Source organism: Streptomyces sp. NPDC096176, from assembly GCF_044763255.1.
Classification (GTDB): Bacteria; Actinomycetota; Actinomycetes; order Streptomycetales; family Streptomycetaceae; genus Streptomyces.
The window spans coordinates 1-21915 of sequence record NZ_JBIWFV010000008.1 but is presented as its reverse complement, the minus strand read 5'-3'; the positions used below and the strand labels follow the sequence as shown (position 1 = coordinate 21915).

The 21915-nt window shown below is 70.1% G+C and carries 19 protein-coding genes and 2 pseudogenes; 4 read left to right on the top strand and 17 right to left on the bottom strand.

Translation table 11 applies throughout. The features are described from left to right. Window positions 1-160 precede the first annotated feature (160 nt). Entirely contained in the window at window positions 161-1108 is a 948-nt protein-coding gene (locus ACIQ7Q_RS22505) for a methionyl-tRNA formyltransferase (RefSeq protein ID WP_403864894.1), read from the top strand. Window positions 1109-1241: 133 nt separating this feature from the next. On the opposite strand, the gene ACIQ7Q_RS22500 is transcribed toward ACIQ7Q_RS22505, so the two are convergent. The 7 genes from ACIQ7Q_RS22500 to ACIQ7Q_RS22470 all read right to left on the bottom strand — a co-directional run bounded on the left by ACIQ7Q_RS22500 (window position 1242) and on the right by ACIQ7Q_RS22470 (window position 8133). Beyond that, window positions 1242-2243 (bottom strand): TIGR03842 family LLM class F420-dependent oxidoreductase, encoded by a 1002-nt coding sequence (locus ACIQ7Q_RS22500; RefSeq protein WP_403864892.1) that lies wholly within the window; start codon window positions 2241-2243, stop codon window positions 1242-1244. Window positions 2244-2264: 21 nt separating this feature from the next. Further along, window positions 2265-3668, bottom strand: a complete 1404-nt coding sequence (gene hydA / locus ACIQ7Q_RS22495) for a dihydropyrimidinase (RefSeq protein WP_403864889.1) — start codon at window positions 3666-3668, stop codon at window positions 2265-2267. A 15-nt stretch (window positions 3669-3683) separates the two neighbouring features. Then, complete coding sequence (locus ACIQ7Q_RS22490; protein WP_403864886.1) at window positions 3684-4964, bottom strand: aspartate aminotransferase family protein; 1281 nt, start codon at window positions 4962-4964, stop codon at window positions 3684-3686. Then, the gene (locus ACIQ7Q_RS22485) at window positions 4961-5803 is read right to left on the bottom strand and encodes a nitrilase-related carbon-nitrogen hydrolase (RefSeq protein WP_403864883.1); all 843 of its coding nucleotides are present in this window, start codon (window positions 5801-5803) and stop codon (window positions 4961-4963) included. The genes ACIQ7Q_RS22490 and ACIQ7Q_RS22485 overlap by 4 nt, the downstream gene beginning before the upstream one ends. A 158-nt stretch (window positions 5804-5961) precedes the next feature. Beyond that, the gene (locus ACIQ7Q_RS22480; RefSeq protein WP_403864880.1) at window positions 5962-7308 is read right to left on the bottom strand and encodes a UL36 very large tegument protein; all 1347 of its coding nucleotides are present in this window, start codon (window positions 7306-7308) and stop codon (window positions 5962-5964) included. A 96-nt stretch (window positions 7309-7404) separates the two neighbouring features. After that, a complete protein-coding gene (locus tag ACIQ7Q_RS22475) occupies window positions 7405-7785 on the bottom strand; it encodes a PPOX class F420-dependent oxidoreductase (protein ID WP_403864877.1) in 381 nt (126 codons plus the stop codon). 93 nt (window positions 7786-7878) lie between these two features. Continuing rightward, window positions 7879-8133, bottom strand: a complete 255-nt coding sequence (locus tag ACIQ7Q_RS22470; RefSeq protein ID WP_403864874.1) for a helix-turn-helix domain-containing protein — start codon at window positions 8131-8133, stop codon at window positions 7879-7881. Between the two features lie 40 nt (window positions 8134-8173). Between ACIQ7Q_RS22470 and map the strand changes: the two are divergent. Continuing rightward, window positions 8174-8970, top strand: a pseudogene (gene map, locus ACIQ7Q_RS22465) (type I methionyl aminopeptidase). Between the two features lie 88 nt (window positions 8971-9058). Here map and ACIQ7Q_RS22460 read toward each other — a convergent pair. Continuing rightward, the gene (locus tag ACIQ7Q_RS22460) at window positions 9059-9742 is read right to left on the bottom strand and encodes a glycoside hydrolase family 75 protein (RefSeq protein WP_403864871.1); all 684 of its coding nucleotides are present in this window, start codon (window positions 9740-9742) and stop codon (window positions 9059-9061) included. 218 nt (window positions 9743-9960) lie between these two features. Next, window positions 9961-11772 (bottom strand): gamma-glutamyltransferase, encoded by a 1812-nt coding sequence (ggt, locus tag ACIQ7Q_RS22455; RefSeq protein ID WP_403864868.1) that lies wholly within the window; start codon window positions 11770-11772, stop codon window positions 9961-9963. A 104-nt stretch (window positions 11773-11876) separates the two neighbouring features. Between ggt and ACIQ7Q_RS22450 the strand changes: the two genes are divergently transcribed. Next, a complete protein-coding gene (locus ACIQ7Q_RS22450; RefSeq protein ID WP_403864865.1) occupies window positions 11877-12620 on the top strand; it encodes a hypothetical protein in 744 nt (247 codons plus the stop codon). A 10-nt stretch (window positions 12621-12630) separates the two neighbouring features. Here ACIQ7Q_RS22450 and ACIQ7Q_RS22445 read toward each other — a convergent pair whose 3' ends face one another. Both ACIQ7Q_RS22445 and ACIQ7Q_RS22440 read right to left on the bottom strand, forming a co-directional pair. Then, entirely contained in the window at window positions 12631-13854 is a 1224-nt protein-coding gene (locus tag ACIQ7Q_RS22445) for a cytochrome P450 (protein ID WP_403864862.1), read from the bottom strand. Beyond that, the gene (locus ACIQ7Q_RS22440) at window positions 13851-14642 is read right to left on the bottom strand and encodes an alpha/beta fold hydrolase (RefSeq protein WP_403864859.1); all 792 of its coding nucleotides are present in this window, start codon (window positions 14640-14642) and stop codon (window positions 13851-13853) included. Before ACIQ7Q_RS22440 ends, ACIQ7Q_RS22445 begins: the two co-directional genes overlap by 4 nt. A gap of 278 nt (window positions 14643-14920) precedes the next feature. Here ACIQ7Q_RS22440 and ACIQ7Q_RS22435 point away from each other — a divergent pair, with 278 nt between their 5' ends. Continuing rightward, window positions 14921-16525, top strand: coding sequence for an alpha/beta fold hydrolase (locus ACIQ7Q_RS22435; RefSeq protein WP_403864856.1), 1605 nt, complete (start codon window positions 14921-14923; stop codon window positions 16523-16525). Between the two features lie 129 nt (window positions 16526-16654). Here the strand turns inward: ACIQ7Q_RS22435 and ACIQ7Q_RS22430 are convergent, their stop codons facing one another. The 6 genes and pseudogenes from ACIQ7Q_RS22430 to ACIQ7Q_RS22405 all read right to left on the bottom strand — a co-directional run. Beyond that, complete coding sequence (locus ACIQ7Q_RS22430) at window positions 16655-17398, bottom strand: amino acid ABC transporter ATP-binding protein (RefSeq protein ID WP_403864853.1); 744 nt, start codon at window positions 17396-17398, stop codon at window positions 16655-16657. A 153-nt stretch (window positions 17399-17551) separates the two neighbouring features. Next, window positions 17552-18001 carry a DUF6278 family protein gene (locus tag ACIQ7Q_RS22425; RefSeq protein WP_403864850.1) on the bottom strand — a complete coding sequence of 150 codons (450 nt, stop codon included), beginning with the start codon at window positions 17999-18001 and terminating at the stop codon, window positions 17552-17554. Window positions 18002-18059: 58 nt separating this feature from the next. Continuing rightward, window positions 18060-18839, bottom strand: coding sequence for an exodeoxyribonuclease III (locus tag ACIQ7Q_RS22420; RefSeq protein ID WP_403864847.1), 780 nt, complete (start codon window positions 18837-18839; stop codon window positions 18060-18062). Window positions 18840-18891: 52 nt separating this feature from the next. Next, window positions 18892-19524 carry an MBL fold metallo-hydrolase gene (locus ACIQ7Q_RS22415; protein ID WP_403864844.1) on the bottom strand — a complete coding sequence of 211 codons (633 nt, stop codon included), beginning with the start codon at window positions 19522-19524 and terminating at the stop codon, window positions 18892-18894. A 12-nt stretch (window positions 19525-19536) separates the two neighbouring features. Beyond that, on the bottom strand, window positions 19537-20811 hold the full coding sequence (pcaC, locus tag ACIQ7Q_RS22410; RefSeq protein WP_403864841.1) for a 4-carboxymuconolactone decarboxylase: 1275 nt from the start codon (window positions 20809-20811) through the stop codon (window positions 19537-19539). Between the two features lie 599 nt (window positions 20812-21410). Then, window positions 21411-21915: pseudogene (locus ACIQ7Q_RS22405) on the bottom strand (RNA-guided endonuclease InsQ/TnpB family protein); the annotation flags it as partial.

The window sequence follows — 21915 nt, the reverse complement described above, 5'->3', positions numbered from 1 at the left end:
TTAGGTAAAGCTAACCTGACCTGAACCGACCTGTCGACCGGGCAAAACGGACATGCGATAGGCCTCGGCGCCGAACGGGCGCCAAACCGGGGCCTGTTGCACAGTTAGGTAAGCCTTGCTTTACTTGGGCGGTCAATCGCGCTTCTGAGGAGGAACACCCATGCGGGTCGTCATGTTCGGTTACCAGACCTGGGGGCACCGCACCCTGCAAGCTCTCCTGGACTCCGAGCACGACGTGGTGATGGTCGTGACACACCCCAAGAGCGAGCACGCCTACGAGAAGATCTGGAGCGACTCGGTCGCCGACCTCGCCGAGGAGCACGGCGTCCCCGTCGTCATCCGCAACCGGCCGGACGACGAGGAACTGTTCCAGCGCCTCAAGGAGTCCGACCCGGACATCATCGTGGCCAACAACTGGCGCACGTGGATCCCGCCGCGGATCTACACCCTGCCCCGCCACGGCACGCTGAACATCCACGACTCGCTGCTGCCGAAGTACGCCGGATTCTCGCCGCTGATCTGGGCCCTCATCAACGGAGAGCCGGAAGTCGGCGTCACGGCCCACATGATGGACGAGGTGCTCGACGCGGGCGACATCGTGGACCAGCGCGCGGTGACGGTGGAGCCCACGGACACCACGACCGACCTGTTCCACAAGACCGTCGACCTCATCGCTCCCGTCACGGTCGGCGCCCTGGCCCTGATCGCCTCCGGGCAGACCGAGTTCACCAAGCAGGACCGCTCCCAGGCCACCTTCTTCCACAAGCGTTCCGAAGAGGACATCCGGATCAACTGGGACTGGCCCGCAGAGGACCTGTCGCGCCTGGTCCGCGCCCAGTCCGCCCCGTACCCGGCAGCGTTCACCTTCCACAAGGGCAAGCGCCTCGAAGTCCTCTCCGCCGTGGTGTCCGAGGGCCGTTACGGCGGCACCCCCGGCCGCATCTTCTACCGTGAGGGCGAAGGCGTCGCCATCGTCGCGGGAGCCGACGCCCGCACGGGCCGCAACCACGGCCTGGCCATCACACGCGTCCGTACCGAGGACGGCCAGGAGCTGTCCGCGGCCGAGTACTTCACTTCCATGGGCGGCTACCTCACCAGCCGTCCCTGACGACCGGTCGGCCGCAACGGCCGCCCCGCATCGCGGTCGGTTTCGACGGCCTCCCCGCGCACCGGCGCCACCCAGACGGTTCTGGGTGGCGTCGGCGTCATTCTGTTCCGTTTCACCGGGAAAATCCCTCTGGCTACTCCTGGATCGCGGGGATGATCTCGGAGCCGTAGGCGTCGATGGTGGACTCCCTGGCGTCGTGCATGGCGTAGACGGCGAACTGGTCCACGCCCAGGTCCCGCAGCCGCCGCAGCTTCTCGACGTGGGCCTCGGCCGGGCCGAGCAGGCAGAAGCGGTCGACGATCTCGTCCGGCACGAAGTCGGTGGAGGGATTGTCGGCCCGGCCGTGGTGGCTGTAGTCGTAGCCCTGCCGGTCCTTGATGTAAGCGGTCAGTGCGTCGGGAACCATCCCGGAGTGCTCGCCGTAGCGGGAGACGAGGTCCGCGACGTGGTTGCCGACCATCCCGCCGAACCAGCGGCACTGGTCGCGTGCATGCGCCAGGTCGTCCCCGACGTAGGCGGGCGCCGCCACGCACATGGTGAGCGTGTCCGGGTCGCGGCCCGCGTCGGCGGCGGCCTGCCGGACGGCCTTGATCATCCACTCGGTGAGGAACGGGTCGGCGAGCTGCAGGATGAAGCCGTCCGCCTTCTGCCCGGCGAGAGCCAGCGCCTTGGGGCCGTAGGCCGCCATCCAGACCGGCAGCTTCCCGCCCCGCACCCAGGGGATCCGGATCGGGTTTCCGTCGACGACCGCCTCGCGCCCTTCGGCGAGGTCCCGGATGACGTCGATGGCCTCGCCCAGCCTGGCCAGGGTGTTGGGCTTGCGGCCGGCGACGCGCATCGCCGAGTCGCCGCGGCCGATGCCGCACACGGTCCGGTTGCCGTACATCTCGTTGAGCGTGGCGAAGGTGGAGGCGGTGACCTCCCAGGTCCTGGTGCCCGGGTTGGTGACCATGGGGCCGACGGTGAGTTTTGTGGTGTGTTCCAGGATGCGGCTGTAGATGACGAACGGCTCCTGCCACAGCACCGCGGAGTCGAAGGTCCAGCCGTAGCGGAAACCGTTGCGTTCCGCGCGCCGCATCAGTCCGACGACCGCCGATGCGGGCGGGTCGGTCTGCAGGACGAGTCCGAAGTCCACGTCGAGGCCTCCTGGTTCAGGCTAGGTCAGGTACTGGCAGGTGGAGCGGGGGGTGTAGACGCCGTGGCCCGCGCGGCCGGTGAAGGTCCGCTGGTCGATGACCACTTCGCCGCGCGACAGGACGGTCTCCACCCGGCCGGTGACGCGCCGGCCCTCGTACGCCGAGTAGTCGACGTTCATGTGGTGGGTCTCGGCCGACAGGGTCTGCTCGGCGTGCGGGTCGTAGACGACGACATCGGCGTCGGCGCCGGGCGCGATGGTTCCCTTCTTCGGGTAGAGGCCGAACATCCTGGCCGGGGTCGCGCAGGCGATCTCGATCCAGCGGCGCCTGCTGATGTGCCCGTCGACGACGGCCTGGTGGAGGAGGTCCATCCGGTTCTCCACTCCCGGCAGGCCGTTGGGGATCTTGGAGAAGTCGCCGCGTCCCAGCTCCTTCTGGCCGGTGAAGCAGAACGGGCAGTGGTCGGTGGAGACGACCTGGAGGTCGTTGGTGCGCAGCCCCCGCCACAGGGCCGCCTGGTGCTCGCGCGGCCGCAGCGGTGTGGAGCAGACGTACTTGGCGCCCTCGAAGTCCGGCTCCGCGAGGTTGTCGGTGGACAGGAAGAGGTACTGGGGACAGGTCTCGCCGAAGACGTTGAGCCCCTTGTCGCGGGCTTGGACGAGCTCGGCGACGGCCTCCTCGGCCGAGACGTGCACGACGTACAGCGGGGCGCCGGCGACCCGGGCGAGCTGGATGGCCCGGTGGGTGGCCTCGGCCTCGAGCAGCACCTTGCGGACCTCGCCGTGGAAGCGGGGGTCGGTGCGGCCCTCGGCGAGGGCCTGCTCGACGAGGACGTCGATGGCGATGCCGTTCTCCGCGTGCATCATGATCAGGCCGCCGTTGACGGCGGAGCGCTGCATCGCGCGCAGGATTTGGCCGTCGTCGCTGTAGAAGACGCCGGGGTAGGCCATGAAGAGCTTGAAGGAGGTGACGCCCTCCTCCACCAGCCGGTCCATCTCCTTCAGCGAGGTCTCGTTGACGTCGGAGAGGATCATGTGGAAGCCGTAGTCGACGGCGCACTTGCCGTCGGCCTTGGCGTACCAGGCGTCCAGGCCCTCGCGCAGCGACCGGCCGACCGACTGCACGGCGAAGTCCACGATGGTGGTGGTACCGCCCCAGGCGGCCGCACGGGTACCGGTCTCGAAGGTGTCGGAGGCGAAGGTCCCGCCGAACGGAAGCTCCATGTGGGTGTGCGCGTCGACGCCGCCCGGGATGACGTACTTGTTGGTCGCGTCGATCGTGCGGTCCGCCGTCCATGCCTGCGCGGCGGGCGAGTGGTGTGCGGCGAGCGCGGCGATCCGGCCGTCCTCGACGAGTACGTCGGCGTGCATCTCGTCGGCGGCGGTGACGACAAGTCCGCCACGGATCAGGGTGCGGTTGCTCATGGTCTCCTCGTGTGACTAGAGGTTGCGCAGGGCCTGTTCGAGGACCGAGGCACCTCGTTCGGCTTCCGCGACGGTCAGTGAGAGGGGCGGGGCGATGCGCAGGACGCTGGTGTCGTGGCCGCCGCCCTTGCCGATGAGCAGCCCGCCCTCGCGGGCGGCCTCGAGGACGGTCGCGGCCGCCTGCGGGTCTGCCTCGTCCGTGCCGGGCTTCACCAGCTCGATGCCGATCATGAGTCCGCGGCCCCGTACCTCACGCACCGCCGGTACGCCGGCGGCGATACCGCGCAGCCGCTCGATCAGCAGGCCGCCGACCCGTCGGGCGTTGCCCTGGAGGTCGTGCTCCAGGAGATAGGAGAGGTTCGCGACGCCGGCGGCCATGGTGATCGGGCTGCCGCCGAAGGTGGAGATGGAGTTGGCGTCGAGACAGTTCATGATCTCGGCGCGGGCGACGACTCCGCCGATGGACATGCCGTTGCCGATGCCCTTGGCGAACGTGAGGATGTCCGGCGGGCCGTTCCCGTCGTGGGCCTGCCAGCCCCAGAAGTGCTCACCGGTGCGTCCCCAGCCGGTCTGCACCTCGTCGGAGATCCACAGGATGCCGTGCCGGTCGAGCACCTCCCGGAAGGCCGCGTACAGGCCGTCCGGCGGTGAGGTGAAGCCGCCGACGCCCTGAACGGGCTCCGCGATCAGCGCGGCCACGTCGTGGGTGTGGCCGAGCAGGTCCTCGAGGTCGGCGACGCACGCCTCGACGAACCGCGCGTCGGACAGGTGGGCGAAGGGGCCGCGGGTGCGGACACCGCCGTGCACGTACAGCGTCTGCAGCGGCGACAGGCTCGTCGGGGACCAGGCGTGGTTGCCGGTGATGGAGACCGCGGAGAACGACCGGCCGTGGTAGCTGTTGCGCATCGCCAGGATCTGGTTGGAGCGGCGGTGGCCGGTGGCGAGCAGGAGGGCGGTGTCGTTGGCCTCGGTGCCGGAGGTGGTGAAGAAGACGCGGGCCTCGGGGATGCCGGACAGGGCGGCGATCCGCTCCGCGAGCTCCACCATGGGGCGGTTGAGGTAGAGCGTGGAGGAGTGGATGATCCGCCCGGCCTGTTCGGTCACCGCTTTGGTGACCTCGGGCAGCGCGTGCGCGGTCATGGTGGTGAGGATGCCGCCGAAGAAGTCGAGGTAGCGGTTGCCGCCCGCGTCCCAGACGTGCCTGCCCTCGCCGTGCGTGATCTCGATCGGCTTCCTGTAGTAGAGCGCCACCCAGTCCGGGATGACGGCCCTGTGCCGCTCGTACAGGTCGGTCACGGCTGCACCAGCCCCTCGTACGCGTCGGGGCGGCGGTCGCGGTAGAACGCCCACTGCTGCCGTACGGACTCGATCAGGTCGAAGTCGAGGTCCCTGACGACCAGTTCCTCCTCCTTGTCGCTGGCAAGGTCGCCGACGAACTGGCCGCGGGGGTCGACGAAGTAGCTGGTGCCGTAGAAGTCGTTGTCGCCGTACTCCTCGATGCCGACGCGGTTGATGGCGGCGACGAAGTACTCGTTGGCGACGGCGGCGGCGGGCTGTTCCAGCTGCCAGAGGTGGGACGAGAGGCCGCGGTGGGTGGCCGAGGGGTTGTAGACCAACTGGGCTCCTTCAAGGCCTAGTTGGCGCCAGCCCTCGGGGAAGTGGCGGTCGTAGCAGATGTACACGCCGACCCTGCCGACGGCGGTCTCGAAAACCGGCCAGCCGAGGTTGCCGGGCCTGAAGTAGTACTTCTCCCAGAAACCCTTGACCTGGGGGATGTGGTGCTTGCGGTACTTGCCGAGGTAACTGCCGTCGGCGTCGATCACGGCCGCGGTGTTGTAGTAGAAGCCCGCGCCCTCGACCTCGAAGACCGGGACCACGATCACCATGCCGGTCTCCCTGGCGAGGTCCTGCATCCGCCGGACCGTCGGACCGTCCGGGACGGGCTCCGCCCAGCGGTAGTGCTCCGGCTCCTGGACCTGGCAGAAGTAGGGAGCGTTGAACACCTCTTGGAAACCGATGACCTTGGCGCCCTGCCGGGCCGCCTCGCGGGCGTGCTCCTCGTGTTTGGCGATCATGGATTCGGTGTCGCCGGTCCAGGTCGCCTGGACGAGTGCGGCGCGTACGACAGTGGCCATGAGCTGCTCCTTCGACGGGACGTCAGAGAGCTTCTACGCACGTAGACGCAGTGCGTAGGAGGAGAACGTAAGCCTCGTCACACACTGGGGCAAGACCATCGTCGTGAACCCGCTGAGTCGATCTTGTTTCGCACCCGAGCGGTCGACATCGGACAGTTTCAGCCGCTGAGATGTCCGGCCACGCGCAGCGCGTGGATGATGTCGCGCTCCTGCGACGCCGCGAGTCCCCGGGCGGTGGCGAGCAGCAGAGGCACAAGGCGGGCGGGTTCCCGCCCGGCGACGGCAGCGGCATCCTCGGCGGTGCGGACCTGCACGAACACGGACAGCAAGGAGTGTGCGCGACGGGACATCCCCTCGTCCTCGAGAACGAGGACCGCGTCCGCTATCTCGTCGGCGGAGCGGAACACGCCCTGCCGCAGCAGCTGCCTGCCGTCGTCGTCACGGCCCGCCGCGATGAGCGCGTCGGCGGCCGCGGCGAGCCGTAGGGCCGGCTGCGACGCCGCCTCCCAGAGCAGGGTGGCCCAGTCGGCGTCGAGCCCGAAGCGGTGCAGTTCGTCGGCGAGCGCCGGAAGCCAGGCCGCGGGGCGGGCGGCGGCCTCGCAGATCACGGCATGGGCCTCGCCGCCGCGGCCCTGGACGCGCAGCCGTCCGAGAGCGGCGACGGTGTCCTTGGCGGCGAGCTCCGCCCCCTCTGGCGTGGGCGCGGGGTCCGCGGGGGGCGGCGGTTCGGCGCCGCCGCCGTAGCGGGCGCCTCGGGGCGTGTCCCCGCCGACGGGCAGGAGGGGCACGGCGACGGCATCCTCCCCCGCGTCCTCGACCCCGGCGAACCGGGCGCCGCCCCGCTTGCGGGGCTTCTTCTTGCGGGCCGAGGTCTTTGGCGCAGGTCCGGTTGACGCACGGCCGGGTTCGGCTGACGCGTGGTCGGGTCGCGTAACGGGGGGATGCGCCACGGAGGGCTGCGTCTCGCCGGGGCCTTCGGGCCGATCCACGCCGGAGGGCGCGGCCGGGTCGAGCGCAGGCAGAGCCGACAGGCGGGACTGCAGTTCCGCTGTGCGGCGGACCGCGCGGGCGTGGTCGTCACGTACCCAGGCGAGTTCGTGGCTGAGGCGTTCCGCCTCCGGCGACATTTCCGCACGGCCCGGCAGGAGCCGCAGCAGTTCCTCCGCCCTGGCCTGGGCGCGCAGTCGTTCGCGGCGCATGAACTCGATGCGCTCTTCCAGCGTTTCGCGCCCGCCCGGCAGCCGGTCGTGTGCCGCCGCGGCCGAAGCGTGCAGCGCCCTCGCCTGCGCGGGCTCTGCCCCCTGCCCGCCGGACAGGTCCTGGAGAAGGGACTCGACCACGTCCCAGGGCGGGATCTCCGCGCCGTCCAGACAGGCCCGCATCCCCTCGGGGTCACGCTGCCGAAAGACGGCGTACCAGCCGTCGTCGGGGTCGAGTCGCGCCACCAGCTCCCCGAGGTACCGCCCGAACGTTACCGCCTCGAACGGGAGTTGATGCTCCATCATCGCCGCCCCTGACTCACCGCCGACTGGAGCCCTCCGTTCCGAGGGCACCGCAGGCATTGGATCGCAGTGGTGTTACGGGGCTGCTACGGCGTGTTTTCAGAAAGTGACCGCGATACCCGCGTGCGGGCGCTTGCCGAGGCGCGCCACCATCGCGGGCCAGTCGACGACCCAGAACTGCCAGGTGTACTTGCGGGAGAGCAACTTGCGTACCCCGCCGGTCTCGGCGGCGTCGAGCAGCCGGGCGGTGCCCTCCGCCGTGGGCGCGCCGTCCTCGATCCTGCCGCGCACGTCGCAGACGGTGACCACGACACGGCTGTCGTTGCGGAGGCGCTTGACCTTCCAGGAGTCGGACCGGGTCCAGACGAACAACTCACCGCCGTCCACGGCGAACCACACGGGCGTGGCCACCCCGGTCCCGTTCTTGCGGAACGTGGTCAGACTGACGTACTTGGCGTCGGCGAACTTGTCGGCACTCACGTCCGCGAGACTACGCGGTACCCGCCGCCACCGAACAGGGGCCACCCGCCGGCCCCACTCCGCCGGCACACGGGCGCAGCGCGCAAGCCGGTCTCACGCCGCCGGCGCGAGCGCGCAGCGCCCGACGAGTTCGCCCAGGGAACGGCCCAGCGTCGCGGCGAGCGCGGCGACGGTGAAGAACGCGGGCGTCGGGGCGCGGCCGGTCTCGATCTTGCGCAGTGTCTCCGCGGAGAGTCCCGCAGCCGCGGCGACGTCGGCCATGCTGCGGTCGCCGCGCGCCTGGCGCAGGAGCCGGCCGAGTCGCTCGCCGCGTTCGCGCTCTTCGGGGGTGAGAGGTGTGCGGACCATGCCGGTATTGCCATACCGCATCAACGGTATGGCAGTCGGCATGGTGGAGATCAAGAGCGATACATCGATCGAGGCGATGCGCGAGGCGGGCCGTATCGTGGCCAGGCACTTGCGGCCGCACGGGGGCCGCCGACGTGGGCGTGAGGCTCCGCGACCTGGACGGGGCGGCCCGCGCGGCCCTCGAGGAGGCTCGGGCCGGTTCCCCCCTTCCTCGGCCACCACCCGGACTGTGTGCCCCTCCTCTTCCCCGCCGTGCTGTGCGTTGCCGTCAACGACGCGGTCGTCCAGGGCATCCCGGGCGAGGGCGAGTACGAGCTCCGCAACGGCGATCTGGTCAGTCTCGACTGCGGCGCCGTCCTGGACGGCTGGGTCGGCGACGCGGCCGTCAGTTTCACCGTCGGACGCGCCAGGCCGAAGGACCTGCGGCTGAGCGGCACGGCGAAGGAGGCCCTCGACGCGCGCATCGCGGCGGCCGTCGTCGGCAATCGCATCGGCGACATCGCCCACGCCGTGGGCCGGGGGTGCCGCTCCGCGCGTTACGGCATCCCGGACGGGCTCGACGGCCACGGCGTGGGCAGGACCATGCACGAGGAGCCGGGGGTGCCGAACGAGGCGGCGGCCCGGCAGGGGGACCCCTGCGTCACGGCATGGCCCTGGCGATCGAGACGACGGTGATCGCGGGCGGCCACGACGACACGTGCACGGCACGGCACAGGACGGCACAGGACGGGACGGGACGGCTGGACCGTGCGCACGGTGGACGGCAGCCGCGCCACCCATGCCGAGCACACGTTCGCGATCACGGACGACGGTCCGCGGATCCTCACGGCGCTGTAGTGCCGCACGGCTGCCGTCGAGGATGCTCGGTGAGCAACTCCCCTGCCCGAGGGCGGTTGCCCCCGGCCAGATGTTGCACCGCCCCCGCTCAGTCTCCGTACACGAAGCGCTCGGCCAGGTCCTCGCCGAGCGATTCGGCGGCGGACCGGCTCTCGATCGGCGAGACCCGGGAGTCCTTGAACACGATGTAGGTGACGCCCGAGGGGACGCCGCCCGTCGCGGGGTCCGGGTCGATTCCGAGCGCCTTCGCCGCGCTGTACGACGCCTCTCCGATGATGTCCGCCGGCCCGGTGTCCCCCACGACCGCGTACTGGACCCTGCCCCTGTAGACGATCGCCGCGAGCGAGCCGCCGCGTATGCCGGACCGTCGGTAGTCCCAGGTCGAGCTCGGCATCGGTACGACGATGAACGGCAGCTTCGCCGAGTTCAGGTACCTTCCGTCGGACTGGGTGAAGGATGTCGTCGGCAGGTACGACGGATCGGTGTCCTCGTTGCAGCGCTCGGTGCGCCGACCGTCGCAGTCGATGTCCATGTCGGCCTTCCAGGACACCGCGGGGCCGTGGTCGCAGACGGGTATGTTCTCCGGCCTGCCGCTGTCGGTGCTGTACCTGCCGTCGGATATCTGGTCGCAGCGTCCGAGCGAGTCCAGCAGGTCGTCCGCGTCGACTCCGTAGCCTGCGGCGCGCTGGTCGCCCGGTGCGGGCGGCGGCGGCACGGCGCCGGCGTACGCGGCTGCGGGCAGTGCTGTCGTTCCGAGCACAACTGTGCTCATGGCAAGGGCGAGAGTGATGTTTCGAATGTGCACGGGGAACCCTTTCTGTCGAAAGCCTTCCTACCTCCGCGGACACCGACCGGCCCGAATCAAAGCGCTGTTCGGGTGACATTGAGCGCGGATGCGCGTTCGAGCATCCGTCCCTCGGAGTGCCTGATGCCGGTCGCCGGGCCGGTCTGCCCGGCGACCGACATCAGGGCGCCTCTGCCGGCGGCCGCTCAGCGGGACGGGCGCACCACCATCGCGGAGCCGCCGCCGCGCCGCGTCTTCTCCGCCGCCGCGAGCCAGCGCCCGTCAGGAAGCCGCTGGATGCCGGTGGCCGCGCCGATCTCCGGGTTCAGCCGGAAGGAGTGCCCGATGGCCTCCAGCCGCTTCCGCAGCAGGCTGTCGTTCCACAACTCCGGCTCCAGCTCCGTCGTCGGCTGGTTGCGCTGGCTCGCCCTGGGGGCGGCGATCGCGTCCACGAGCCGCAGGCCCCGGTCGAGATGGCCCGTCAGTGTCTGGAGCACCGTCGTGATGATGGTCGCGCCGCCGGGTGATCCGAGCGCCAGCACGGGACGGCCGTGGTGGTCCAGCACGATCGTCGGCGACATGGAGGAACGCGGCCGCTTGCCGGGGCCCGGCAGGTTCGGGTCGTGGACGGCGGGGTCGGCCGGGGCGAACGAGAAGTCCGTCAGCTCGTTGTTGAGCAGGAAGCCGCGTCCCGGGACGGTGATGCCGCTGCCGCCCGTCTGCTCGATGGTCAGGGTGTAGGCGACGACGTTGCCCCACTTGTCGGCGGTCGTCAGATGGGTGGTGTTCTCGCCCTCGTACGTCGTCGGGGCGGCCCGACCCGTGTCCTTGCACGGTGCGGGCCGACGCGGGTCGCCGGGTGCGAGCGGGCTCGCGAGCACCGCGTCGTCCTGGATCAGGCACTCGCGGGAATCGGCGAACCTCTGCGACAGCAGCCCATCGACCGGCACGTCCTCGAACGCCGGGTCGCCGACCCACCGCCCGCGGTCGGCGAACGCGATACGGCTCGCCTCGATGAGCCGGTGCAGATACTGCTCCTTCGAGACCTCCGACAGATCGGTGCGCTCCAGGATGTTGAGCGCCTCGCCGACGCTGGTGCCGCCGGAGGACGACGGTGCCATGCCGTACACGTTCAGGCCGCGGTACGCCACCTTCGTCGGTGTGCGGCGCACCGTCTTGTACGTCGCGAGGTCGCGCTCGGTCAGGTCGCCCGGCCGGACCACCCGCGCGGCGCCCGCGGCCACCGGCGGGGTGCGCACGGTTCGCACGATGTCCTCGGCGATCCGGCCCTCGTAGAGCGCTCCGACGCCCTCGCGACGGAGTTCCTTGTAGGTACGGGCCAGATCCGGGTTCCGGATGACCGAGCCGACGACCGGGAGCCGGCCGCCGGGCAGGAACAGCTCCGCGGAGTCGGGGAAGTCACGGAAGCGCGTCTCGTTGGCCGCGGTCTGCGAGCGGAAGGTCTCGTCGACGGTGAAGCCGTGCTTCGCCAGCCGCTCCGCCGGCTTGAGCAGTTCGCCGAGCGGCCTGCTGCCCCATGCGTCGAGCGCGGCGTCCCACGTGGCGGGCGTGCCCGGGGTGCCGACGCCGAGGCCGCTGGTCATGGCCTCCGCGAACGGGATGGGACGGCCGTTCTCCAGGAAGAGGGAGGCGTCGGCCGAGCGCGGCGCGGTCTCACGGCCGTCGATGGTGTGCACGGCGCGGGTCCTGGCGTCGTAGTGGACGAAGTATCCGCCACCGCCGATGCCCGCCGAGTACGGCTCCGTCACACCGAGTGCCGCGGCGGTGGCCACCGCCGCGTCCACGGCGTTGCCTCCGTTGCGCAGCACCTCGATGCCGGCGGCGGAGGCGTCCGGATCGACGCTCGCGACCGCTCCGCCGTGGCCGACGGCGACGGGCGACTTGGCAGGGGGCGAGGTCGGCGGCGAGTGATGCGCGGGCGGGGCTGCCGCACCGATCGTGACGACAGTCGCGGCAAGGGCCACGATCGATGCTTTCCGTGCGGCGGAGCGACGCATTCGTACCTCCAGTCAGCCGGTATCGCCGCAGCGTAACTTTCCTCGGCGCCCGCTGACAGGACCGGCTCGAACAACGGTGCGCAGCACCGCTAACATGCGCGCCCATGACTGACGACGTGCGCAACATCGTGCTCGGGGTGGTGGCAGCGGGGATCAGTGCCGCGCTCGGCTGGCTCGCCCGCACCTACTTGTGGCGGCGCCGGCTGCGACGCAAACAGGCGTTCTTCGGGCTGCCGCCGAACTCCGAGTCGCTGCTCGTCGTCAACCGCGAGGCCGGGCGCGACGGTTCGGTGCACCGCTTCGACGTCTTCGCGCTGCTGGAGCTGGCCGCGCTCATCAAGGACTGCGGGGCGAAGGCCCAGATCGTCTGGCACGACACGGCGCAGCAGGGCTTCGGTGAACGAACCGAGTTCTGCGTGGGCGGCCCCGGGTCGAATCGCCGCATGGCGGCGCATCTGCAGAGCATGCTGCCGGGCGTGAAGGTGAACCTCGAGGCCGAACCGGGGCCCGACCAGGTCTCGTTCCAGATCGGCTCCGAGCGGTACCGCATGGAGCCGGGTTCGTCCGAGTACGTGCTGCTGGCGCGGCTGACCGCCGGGCAGGACTCGCGGCCGGTGTTCCTGTTCTGCGGCCAGCGCGCCATAACCAACCAGGCGGCCGGCCGCTATCTGGCCCGCCACCATGTGAAGCTCGCCCGCAAGCACGGCAACGGCTCCTTCTGTCTGCTGCTCAAGGTGATCAACTCGCAGGCGTACGGCCCCGATGTGGTCGAACTGGTCGCCGATGTGACGCGGGCCGCGCAGGCGCCCGCCCCTGCGGCCCGCACCTCTCACCGGGCGGCGAGCTGACCGCCGGACCTCATACGGTGGTCAGCGGCAGTGACGTGATTCCGTTGATGAAGTTGGACACCAGCCGACGGTGCGGTCCCGCCTGCCGGTACGGCGGGAGCACGTCCCGTGCCTCCTCGTGGAGCACCCGCAGCTGGAGGCGGGCGAAGTGCGCGCCCAGGCAGACGTGCGGGCCGTCACCGAACGACACGTGCGGGTTGGGGCTCCGGGACACATCGAGGCGTTGCGGCTCGTCGAAGACCCGCTCGTCGTAGTTGGCGGAGACGTGGAAGACGACGACTTTGTCGCCGGCCCGGATCTGCTGTCCTGCCAGCAGGGTGTCCTCCGTCGCGGTCCGTCGGAAGCTGAGGACCGGAGGGTGGTGACGCAGCAGTTCCTCGACGGCGGTGCCGGCGTCCGCCTCGCCCGCGCGCAGTCTGCGCTGCTCGGACGGGTGCTCCGCCAGGGCGAGAAAGCCGCCGGGGGCGGCGCTGCGGACGGTGTCGTTGCCGGCGACGGTGAGCAGGAAGAAGAACATCTCCAGTTCGGCGCCCTGGAGTTCACCTGTGGCCAGCGAGGTCATGACGTCGTCGGCGGGGTGCCGGCGTTTGTGCGCCGCGAGCTGCTGGGCGTAGTCGAACATCTCCTGGAGCATGGCCGGTGAACGGGGGTTGACGGGTCTGCCGTCGGGCCCGAGGACGGGCGGCTCGTCGGGATCCTGATAGGCGATCACCCGTTCCGTCCACTCGAGCAGCAGCCCGCGGTCGCTCTCCGGGACGCCGAGCAGGTCGGCCAGGTTGAGCAGCGCGTAGTCGTCGGTGACGGTGCGGACCAGATCGAAGGTGTCCCCCGACTGCCGTGCTGCCATGAGGAGTCGGCGGGCGCGGGTGCGGGCGGACGCGGTGAAGCGGTCGATGCGGCCGGGGGTGAACGCCCGGCTGACCAGGCGCCGCAGCCTCCCGTGGTCGGGAGGGTCCTGGTTGAGCATCATGCGCCGGATGAAGGGCAGGTCGGCGGGGTCGGGGTCGCGGATCTGGGTGGCCCCGAGGTGTGACGAGAAGGTCGCCCCGTCCTTGAGGACGCGGACGACGTCCGCGTGCCGGGTGACCGCCCAGAATCCGGGCCCCGGCGGCCAGCCGAGGACCTCGCACTCCTCCTGCCAGGCCACCGGGTGGTGGTCGCGCAGCTCGCGGTAGGACGCGTGCGGCACTCCTGCGGCGTAGATCCGCGGGTCGAAGACATCGGGCACCGTCATGCCGGAAGATCTTCCCCGCTCTCGTCGGCCCGCAGGAAGTCCTCGATCGTGCGGATGAGTTGAAGCGGGGTCTCGTCCATCGCGTAGTGGCCGGCGCAAGGCAGTTCGACGAGGGCCGCTCCGGCGTAGTGGCGCAGCCAGGTCTCGTGCAGGAAGTCCGTGGTGATCACCGGATCGAGCGCCCCGGCCACGGCGAGCGCCGGGAGGGTGGCGCCTGCCACCTCGGTGTGGAAGTCGTCGCCCGCCCAGGAGTCGAGCCAGGCGCGGAACGCCTTGGCGTCGCTGCGAGCCAGTGAGCGTTCGACCATGCGGTCCAGCCAGGCGTCGGGCCGGACGGAACCGGTGGTGAAGTCGATGATCACCCGGCGGCTCGCGGGCTGTTTCGCCGCGGAGGTGAACAGCTCCCACTGTTCCGGGGACAATTCCAGACCGGAGGCGGGCACGGGTGAGATCCCGACGATCCGGCGCACCCGCTCCGGCGCGGCCGCCAGCACACGCTGCACGACGGAGCCGCCCATTGAATGGCCGACGAGGGAGAACGTCTCCCAGCCGAGCCGGTCGGCGAGTCCGAGCAGGTCGGCGGCGCCCTCGGAGGTCGTGTACGCACCCTGTGCGTCCCGCGCCTCCCCGTAGCCGCGCAGGTCGGGGAGAGCGTAGGTGAAGGTCCGCCCGTCGATGTCGGGGAGGAGGCTGTCGTAGTCGGAGCGGTCGGCGAACCAGCCGTGGACGGCGAGCACGCCGTGCGGGCCGGAACCGTGCAGGGAGTGGGGCAGCGGGATGGGGGCCACGGCGCCTCCGTTCAGCGGCTCTTGCGGAACACCACAACAGTGCTGGTCCACGGCTGTCCGGGCAATACCCCGGACGGCGTATGGGACCCCGGGGCCTTCCGGCCACCGGCACGGCCCCGCTCGACGGGGCGCCTGGGGCCCGGCTTCTCGCTGCGCAGCCCGCTGACACGACGTCCAATAATTGTTACGCTGGCGTAACTTACTGGGGAGTTACCTCCAGTGGCTCCTCCCGTTACCGTCGGGTCACTTCGTAGGGACAGATGAGTCAGGAGTGACCTGTGGGACTTCCTCGCAATACTCTGCGCACCACTGCCATCGGTACGGTCTCCGCCGCACTGCTCGCCGGTTCCGCCACCGCCGCGGCCCCCGCCGCCCTCACGGCCGCCCCGGCCCTGGCCCAGCAGGACAGCGCCACCGCCTTTCCCGGCCTCCGGTTCGTCGACATCACGGGCGACGGAGGAACGGTGCTCAAGGCCAACGTCACCACGCCCGCGAGCTGGGACGGCCGGCAGACCTATCCCGTCATCGTGCTCCCCACCAGCTGGGCGATGCCGCAGGTCGAGTACCTCGCCCAAGCGAGGAGGCTCGCCGACTCCGGCTATGTGGTGGTGAGTTACAACTCCCGCGGCTTCTGGCAGTCCGGCGGCGAGATCGAGACCGCCGGGCCCCCCGACATCGCTGACGCGTCCAAGGTGATCGACTGGGCGCTGGCCAACACGCCGGCCGATCCGGACAGAGTCGGCATGGCGGGCGTCTCCTACGGCGCGGGCATCAGCCTGCTCGCCTCCGCGAAGGACAAGCGCATCAAGGCCGTCGTCGCGCTCAGCGGCTGGGCCGACCTCATCGACTCCATCTACAGCGGCCGCACCCAGCACCTCCAGGCCGCCGCCCTGCTCAGCGGCGCCGGTTATCTCACCGGCCGCCCCAGCGACGAACTCCAGCAGGTCATGTCCGACTTCCTGACCTCCGATCTGACCAAGGAGCAGGACATGATCGCGTGGGGACGCAAACGCTCCCCCGGCGCATACCTCGACGAGATCAACGCCAACGGCGCCGCGATCATGCTGGGCAACGCGTGGGGCGACTCGCTCTTCCCGCCCAACCAGTACGCCGACTTCTACGAGCGGCTCAGCGTCCCCAAGCGTCTCGAGTTCCGCCCGGGCGACCACGCCACCGCGGAGGCCACCGGCCTGCTCGGCCTGCCCAACGACACCTGGACCAGCGCCCACCGCTGGTTCGACCACCACCTCAAGGGCGTCGACAACGGAGTCGACCGCGAGCAGCCCGTCCGCATCAAGACCCGCTCCACCGGCGCGTACGAGACGTATCCCCACTGGAAGTCGGTGGGTGCCGACCGGCACAAGATCGAGCTGGGCGGCTCGCCGCGGATCCGCGCCAACGTCGACTCCGGGGCAAACGGCGGGGTCATCTTCCTGTCCAGCCTCCTCGACCAGTTCGTCAAGGTGCCGCCCATGGCGTCGATCCCGCTGCTGCCGCGCTCGTACGCCGCCGTATGGCAGTCGCCGCGCTACCGCAGCACCCAGCAGGTCCGGGGCACGGCGAAGCTGCACACCACGGTGACGAGCACCAAGGAGAGCGGCACCCTCGTCGCCTACCTCTACGACGTGGGCCCGCTCGGCCTCGGCAAGCTGGTCTCCAACGCGCCGTACACCTTCCACGACAAGACGCCCGGTCAGCCGTTCGCCGTCGACCTGGAGTTGTTCTCCACCGCCTACGACGTACCGGCCGGCCACCGTCTGGCCGTGGTCGTCGACACCGTCGACCCGCTCTACATCGAGCACAACCCGACCGGCGCGCAGCTGACCTTCTCCTCGCCAACGGCCGACCCCTCGTATCTGTCGGTCCCGCTGCGCCAGGAGTGATCACCGGCTGCTGCCGGCTGGGTCCCCTGCCTCACACAGGGGAGAGGGTGGTGCCCCATGAACCACTGCCGCTTCCCGCTCCCGCTGTCAGGGCAGGGGGATCCCACGGCAGTCAGTGCTCGAAGGCAGTCAGTGCTTGAGGATCTTGGAGAGGAAGTCCTTGGCACGGTCGGTCCGAGGATCGGTGAAGAACGCCTCGGGCGTGCGGTCCTCGATGATGCGGCCGTCGGCCATGAAGACGACGCGATTGGCGGCGGAGCGGGCGAAGCCCATCTCATGGGTGACGACGACCATGGTCATTCCCTCCTGGGCGAGTTGCTGCATCACCTCCAGCACCTCGTTGATCATCTCGGGGTCGAGGGCAGAGGTCGGCTCGTCGAAGAGCATGACCTTGGGGTCCATGGCCAGGGCGCGGGCGATGGCCACGCGCTGCTGCTGGCCGCCGGAGAGCTGGGCGGGGAACTTGTCCGCCTGATCGGCGAGACCGACGCGCTCGAGCAGTTCACGGGAGCGGCGCTCGGCGTCTTCCTTCTTGCGCCCTCGGACCTTGACGGGACCGAGGGAGATGTTCGCCAGCACGGTCTTGTGCGCGAAGAGATTGAACGATTGGAAGACCATGCCGACGTCGGCGCGGAGATTCGCGAGGGCCTTGCCCTCCTCCGGGAGCGGCTGCCCGTCGAGGGTGATGTGGCCCGACTCGATGGTCTCGAGTCTGTTGATGGCCCGGCACAGCGTCGATTTTCCCGAGCCCGACGGTCCGATGACCACGACCACCTCCCCCCGGCCGACGGTGAGGTTGACGTCCCGGAGAACGTGTAACTGCCCGAAGTGCTTGTTGACATCACGCAGCTCGATCAACGGATCGACGGCCATACGCTGCCCTACCCACTCTCAGCTGTGTGTCGAGGTCAGCGCAAACTATCCAGCGCTCCAAGGGACTTCACACCCGACACGCATAAGTAGGGCATAAGCCGTATTAATATAGAACCTCATGAACACGGTATAGGTGCGGCCTTGGGGGTACGGTCAGGCTTCCGCCGCCTCGCCGTAGACCTGCGACAGCTGGGGCGCCCCGTTGAACGCCCATTCCACCCCCGCCTCGACCACACTGATCTCCCGGCCGGAGGCGAGCCGCACCACGGGATGGCCGCCCGGCCAGATGTGCCAGGCCGCACCGGGCACCGTACGGACGATCACGGTGCCGAGGTAGAGGCCCGCGTCGTTGCCCAGCCACGGCAGTTCCTCCGGATCGTCGCGCCAACGCGGCGGCAGTTGATCCAGCGCGGCCAATGAGCCGGGAGAGTCGTCCAGTTCGAGCCCGGACTGCCCCGCCCGGGCGCGCAGGAGCTCACACTCGGACAGCAGCTCGGTGATGGCTGCCGCGCGCTCCGGATCGTGTTCGGCGGCGGCCGACTCGCCCTTGTCCCGTTCATCGCTGTGGCGCCCCAGCCAGTGGTCCAAGAAAGGGATGTTCATATGGCAAAGAGTCGCATCCCGGCGCCCGAGCGCACCACTGGGCGCGCGTCAACCAACCTCACGTGTCCAGATCGACAACAACAGGTGCGTGGTCCGACGCGCCCTTGCCCTTGCGCTCCTCACGGTCGACATAGCTGTCCTTGACGGCCTTCGCGAAGGGCTCGTTGCCGTAGACCAGGTCGATGCGCATGCCGCGGTTCTTGGGGAAGCACAGCTGGCGGTAGTCCCAGTACGTGAACGGGTGCTCGTACTTCAGCGGGCGCGGCACGACATCGGACAGACCCCGCTTGCGCAGCGCCTCCAGGGCCGCCCGCTCCGGCGGCGTCACATGCGTCATGCCCTCGAAGAAGGACGGGTCCCACACGTCGTCGTCGGTCGGCGCGATGTTGAAGTCGCCGAGCACGGCGAACGGACGCCCACCCGCGGCGTCGTCGGTCACCGCGACGGACAGGGCTTCCAGCCAGCGCAGCTTGTAGCCGTAGTGGTCATGGGCGACCTCCCGGCCGTTCGGCACGTAGACCGACCAGACGCGGACCGGGCCGCAGGTCGCGGAAATCGCCCGTGGCTCCTGCAGGCCCTCGTAGTCCGGGGCGCCGGGCAGACCGCGGACGACGTCGTCCAGACCGACCCGGGAGATCAGCGCCACACCGTTCCACCTGCCGGTGGCGTGGACCGCGGACTCGTAGCCGAGCTCGCGCAGCTCGTCGGCGGGGAACTGCTCCTCGGTGCACTTGGTCTCCTGGACGCACAGCACATCGGTGCCGCTGCTCTCCAGCCAGGCCAGCAGCCGGGGCAGCCGGGCGGTGATCGAGTTGACGTTCCACGTGGCGATACGCATGGTCCAAAGCCTAACGGCGGGGTACGACAGTCACCGGTCCGCCCGCCGCGTCTCACACGTCCCGCGACTCCCCGGGAGCCAGCCGGCCGTGCTCCGCGCCGCCGAGTTCGCCGATCTGCCGGTCGTAGATCGGCCGGGCGAGGTCCGTGAGCAGGGCGTCGTGGACGTCGACGGCGCGGCGCGGCCGCACCTCGCGTACGTAGTCGATGACCTCGGAGATCTTGTTCCACGGTGCGTGCACGGGCAGCATCAGCGTGTCCACCGGATGGTCGGGGACGGTCAGCGCGTCGCCGGGGTGAAAGACGGAGCCGTCCACGAGGAATCCGACGTTGGTGATCCGCGGAATGTCCGGGTGGATCACGGCGTGGAGCTCGCCGTGCACCTGCACGTCGAAGCCGGCCGCGGTGAACGAGTCACCGTGGCCCACCGTGTGGACGCGGCCGGGAAACGCCGCGGAGAGCTGGTCGGCAACGCTGCGCAGCGTCCACAGCGCGGCCGCCGGATTCGTCTCCAGGGCCGCCCGCAGCCGACCCTCGTCGAAATGGTCGGGGTGCTCATGGGTCACGAGGAGCACGTCGGCGCCCGCGGCGGCGTCCTGCTCGCTGAAGCCTCCCGGGTCGACGACCAGACACCGCCCGTCCTTCTCCAGTCGCACGCAGGCATGGGTCTTCTTGGTGAGCCTCATGTCCCCATCCTGCTATGCCCGCGGCGTCGTCTCCTCCTGAATCACGGCCTGCGCGACCTTGAACGCGGAGTTCGCCGCCGGGACACCGCAGTACACGGCCGTGTGGATCAGTACCTCCCGGATCTCCGCGGGAGTCAGACCGTTGCGCAGCGCGGCCCTGGTGTGGAAGGCCAGCTCGTCCAGGTGTCCGCCGGCGACCAGGGCGGTCAGCGTCACACAGCTGCGGGTGCGCCGGTCCAGGCCCTCGCGGGTCCACACCTCGCCCCACGCGTAGCGGGTGATCAGCTCCTGGAAGTCGCCGGTGAAGTCGTCCTCGTCGGCCATGACCGCGTCGACGTGCGCGTCGCCGAGCACCGCGCGGCGCATCTTCATCCCGGCCTGGTACGGGTCGGTCCTGCCGGTGTGCGCCTGCGGCTGCTCCGGGGAGGCGGGGCCGATCTCCGCCACCGGGGCGACCGGGGCGGAGATCACCGGCGCGGGCGGCGCAGGGAAGGCCGTGAGGGTGTCGTGCCAGGCGGTGGCGAAGTGGTGGGCGAGCAGATCCGTGACGGCGGCGGGCTGCTCGACGGGGGCGAGATGGGAGGCGCCGGGCACGAGAGCCAGCCGGGCGTCCGGTATCCCCGCGACCAGAGTGCGGGCCTCCGCGGGGCCGGTGACCTGGTCCTCTGAGCCCACCAGGACGAGTGTGGGGACGCCGACCCGGCCGAGTTCGGCGCGGACGTCGAAGGCCGCGAGCGCCTCGCAGGCGGCGATGTAGCAGCCGGGGTCGGTGGTGCGGACCATCTGGACGGCCCACTCGACGATCGCCGGCTGGGCGGCGGCGAAGGCCTGGGTGAACCAGCGCTCGGGCGCGCTGCGTGCCATCGGGTCCAGGCCGTTGGTGCGGACGACCACGCCGCGCTGGCGGAACTCGTCGGCCGTGCCGAACCGCGGAGACGCCGCGACCAGTGCCAGCGTCGCCACGCGGTGCGGATGGCGCAGCGCCAGCTCGATGCCGACCGCGCCGCCGATGGAGCAGCCCGCGTAGCCGAACCGCTGCACCCCCAGCTGGTCCAGGGTGGCGAGCAGCCGCTCGGCGAGGGCGGTGACGGAGGTGGCGGGGTGCGCGGGCGCGCCGCCGTGGCCGGGCAGGTCGAACCGGAGCACCCGCCAGCGCTCGGACAGCTCGGCGATCTGCCGGTCCCACATGTGCCATGTAGTACCCAGGGACGGGCCCAAGATCAGGACTGGGGCGTCTTCTGGCCCGTCAAAGCGGTATTGCAGCATATTGATCTTGGTCTCGCTCACGGGTTCACACCTTCATCTGTCACGATCTGTCACACACGCCCCGCGAGACCTCCCCATGCCTCCGCTGCTGGAAGCAGGTCCGCCACGTCTGGCTTCACGTACCACTTCTTGGTCGTCTTCACGTTCGTGTGCCCGGCCCACATGGCGAGCAGGTGATCCGGCACCCCGTCTATTCGCCAGGAAGGTCAAGCACGACGCCCGAGCATCGTACAGACGGACCCTGCGAAGGCCGTTCTCGTCCATCACCTTGTAGGCCGGCACTCGCAACTGCCGACCGTTCAACGCCGCGCCGAGTCCGTCCACGAGCACGTACCCGCCGCCCTCGTACCCTTCGCCCGCCGCTTTCGCCTGCGTCGCGCGGAACGTCTTCAGCGCCTCGCGCACGAGCGCCGGGAGCGGCAGCACACGTTCGCCCGCCATGCTTCGTCCTGGGAAGTCTCGGCTCGCTGCTCGGTCAGAAGCTGTCCGACGCACGCACCCTCCGGCGTGACCGGCTGCTCGCCCAGGAAGAAGCGAAGATCCGTCTGGCCGCAGAGCGGGCGACTCTCCAGCGGGAAGCAATCGTGACTCCTCCGCCCCCTGAAGGGGGTGGCTTCTCGCTATGCCGGTTGGGCTTCGCGACGGACCAGCCCGGCCCGTAGAACGTTGATCGCCCCCACCGTGTCCGCGTGCGCGTGGTGGCCGCAGGCGACGCAGTGGAACTTCTCCTGTGTGGGCCGGTTCTCCTTGACGGTGTGCCCGCATTCGGGGCACCGTCGGGAGGTGTTGCGGGGGTCCACAGCGATCACTTCCCGTCCGGCGCTTTCAGCCTTGGCGTGCAGGCTCGTCAGGAACACCCCCCATCCGGCATCAGCGATCGAGCGGTTCAGCCCGGCCTTGGACGCTGCCCCGTTGGGCAGGAACGCGCCCGGCTTGTCGGGATCGGGCTTCGGGGCGGGCGCCTTGCCCATGTTGCGGATCTTGAGGTCTTCGTGCGCGATGAAATCATGCTCACGGACCAGCGTGAGGGCGGTCCTTGGCCTTGCGGCGCGGGAATCGGGCCAGGGCTTGTTGCGCGGCTTCGAGCTTCGCGGATGCCTGCCGCCCGTGACGCGGATTGGATAC

Bases quoted from the DNA above. Each gene is read 5' to 3' on its own strand.
- ACIQ7Q_RS22470 (WP_403864874.1), bottom strand. From the start codon at position 8,133: ATGGTCCGCACACCTCTCACCCCCGAAGAGCGCGAACGCGGCGAGCGA.
- ACIQ7Q_RS22460 (WP_403864871.1), bottom strand. From the start codon at position 9,742: ATGAGCACAGTTGTGCTCGGAACGACAGCACTGCCCGCAGCCGCGTAC.
- ACIQ7Q_RS22480 (WP_403864880.1), bottom strand. From the start codon at position 7,308: ATGATGGAGCATCAACTCCCGTTCGAGGCGGTAACGTTCGGGCGGTAC.
- ACIQ7Q_RS22450 (WP_403864865.1), top strand. From the start codon at position 11,877: ATGACTGACGACGTGCGCAACATCGTGCTCGGGGTGGTGGCAGCGGGG.
- ACIQ7Q_RS22430 (WP_403864853.1), bottom strand. From the start codon at position 17,398: ATGGCCGTCGATCCGTTGATCGAGCTGCGTGATGTCAACAAGCACTTC.
- hydA (WP_403864889.1), bottom strand. From the start codon at position 3,668: ATGAGCAACCGCACCCTGATCCGTGGCGGACTTGTCGTCACCGCCGCC.
- ACIQ7Q_RS22425 (WP_403864850.1), bottom strand. From the start codon at position 18,001: ATGAACATCCCTTTCTTGGACCACTGGCTGGGGCGCCACAGCGATGAA.
- ggt (WP_403864868.1), bottom strand. From the start codon at position 11,772: ATGCGTCGCTCCGCCGCACGGAAAGCATCGATCGTGGCCCTTGCCGCG.
- ACIQ7Q_RS22485 (WP_403864883.1), bottom strand. From the start codon at position 5,803: ATGGCCACTGTCGTACGCGCCGCACTCGTCCAGGCGACCTGGACCGGC.
- ACIQ7Q_RS22420 (WP_403864847.1), bottom strand. From the start codon at position 18,839: ATGCGTATCGCCACGTGGAACGTCAACTCGATCACCGCCCGGCTGCCC.
- ACIQ7Q_RS22445 (WP_403864862.1), bottom strand. From the start codon at position 13,854: ATGACGGTGCCCGATGTCTTCGACCCGCGGATCTACGCCGCAGGAGTG.
- ACIQ7Q_RS22415 (WP_403864844.1), bottom strand. From the start codon at position 19,524: ATGAGGCTCACCAAGAAGACCCATGCCTGCGTGCGACTGGAGAAGGAC.
- ACIQ7Q_RS22505 (WP_403864894.1), top strand. From the start codon at position 161: ATGCGGGTCGTCATGTTCGGTTACCAGACCTGGGGGCACCGCACCCTG.